General features: G+C 73.2%; 1 protein-coding gene. It reads left to right on the top strand.

What is annotated here, in order from left to right:
* On the top strand, positions 1 to 1,625 hold a 1,625-nt coding region (locus D183_RS0110800; RefSeq protein WP_017909001.1), incomplete at both ends, for a DEAD/DEAH box helicase.

Raw genomic sequence — 1,625 nt, 5'->3', positions numbered from 1 at the left:
CGCCGCGCACGCGCCGGCAGGCGCAGCGCGACCTCAAGGTGCTGTGGATCACCCCATTGCGCGCGCTCGCCGCCGACACCGTGCGCGCGCTGCGCGAACCGGCGCAGGCGCTGGGCCTGGACTGGCAGATCGGCCTGCGCACCGGCGACGCCAGTGCGCGCGACAAGCGCCTGGCGCGCAGCGGCAAGCTCGACGTACTGGTGACCACGCCCGAATCGCTGGCGCTGCTGCTGTCCTATCCCGACACCGCGCCGCAACTGGCGACGCTGCGCTGCGTGATCGTCGACGAGTGGCACGAACTGCTCGGCAACAAGCGCGGCGTGCTGCTGCAGCTGTGCCTGGCGCGGCTGCGCGGGTGGGCGCCGGCGCTGCGCACCTGGGGCCTGTCGGCCACGCTCGGCAACCTCGACGAGGCGCGCGACGTGCTGCTGCCGCACCTGCCGCAGGCGCCGATCGTGGCCGGGGTCAAGCCGCGCACGCTGACCCTGGAGACGTTGGCGCCGGCGGTGGGCGAGCGCTTCCCTTGGGCCGGGCACCTGGGCCTGGCGCAATTGCCACGGGTGCTGGAAAAACTCTTCGCGGTGCGCACCAGCCTGCTGTTCACCAACACCCGCGCGCAGGCCGAGCTGTGGCATCAGGCGCTGACCTCGGTGTGGCCGGAAGAAGCGCACACGCTGGCCCTGCACCACGGCTCGCTGGACCCAGCGCTGCGCAGCGCTGCCGAGCAAGGCCTGCGCGACGGCAGCCTGCGCTGCGTGGTGGCGACCTCCAGCCTGGACCTGGGCGTGGATTTCCCCGCCGTCGATCAGGTGCTGCAGATCGGCAGCCCCAAGGGCGTGGCGCGGCTGCTGCAGCGTGCCGGCCGCGCCAAGCACCGCCCCGGCGAGGCCGGTCACGTATTGTGTGTGCCCTCGCACGCGCTGGAACTGGTCGAATACGCCGCGGCGCGCCGGGCAATCGCCCATGGCCGCATCGAATCGCGGCCCTCGCCGCGGCTGTCGCTGGACGTGCTGGCGCAGCACTGCATCACCTGCGCGCTGGGCGGCGGCTTCGCTGCCGACGCGCTGTACGCCGAAGTGCGCGGCACCGCCGCCTTCGCCATGCTGGATGCGCCGACCTGGCAGGCGGTGCTGGAGTTCGTCGTGCAGGGCGGACGCGCGCTGGCGCAGTATCCGGACTACCGCAAGGTGGTGCTGGACGAAGACGGCCTGTACCGCGTGCACGACCGTCGCATCGCCCTGCGCCATCGCCTGTCGATCGGCACCATCACCAGCGACGGCAGCGTCGCGGTGCGCTTCCTGCGCGGCGGTCGGCTCGGCGCGGTGGAGGAGCAGTTCGTCGGCCGTCTGCGCCGCGGCGATCGCTTCCAGTTCGCCGGGCGCCTGCTGGAACTGGTGCGGCTGGAGGACATGACCGCCTACGTGCGTCTGGCCAAGGGCGGCGACGGCAGCGTGCCGAAGTGGATGGGCGGGCGCATGCCGCTGTCTTCGGAACTGGGCCGCGAGGTGGAAGCGGTGTTCGCCGATCCGCGCGGCGAGGCCGAACTGCGCGCGCTGGCGCCGCTGCTCGGCCTGCAGCGCGCGCTGTCGGCTCTGCCGGCGCCGCAGCGGCTGCTGGCCGAGCGA

Source organism: Xanthomonas sp. SHU 199 (assembly GCF_000364665.1).
Lineage (GTDB): Bacteria > Pseudomonadota > Gammaproteobacteria > Xanthomonadales > Xanthomonadaceae > Xanthomonas_A > Xanthomonas_A sontii.
Note: the sequence above shows the minus strand (reverse complement) of the source record. Positions and strands in the feature narration are given on the sequence as shown.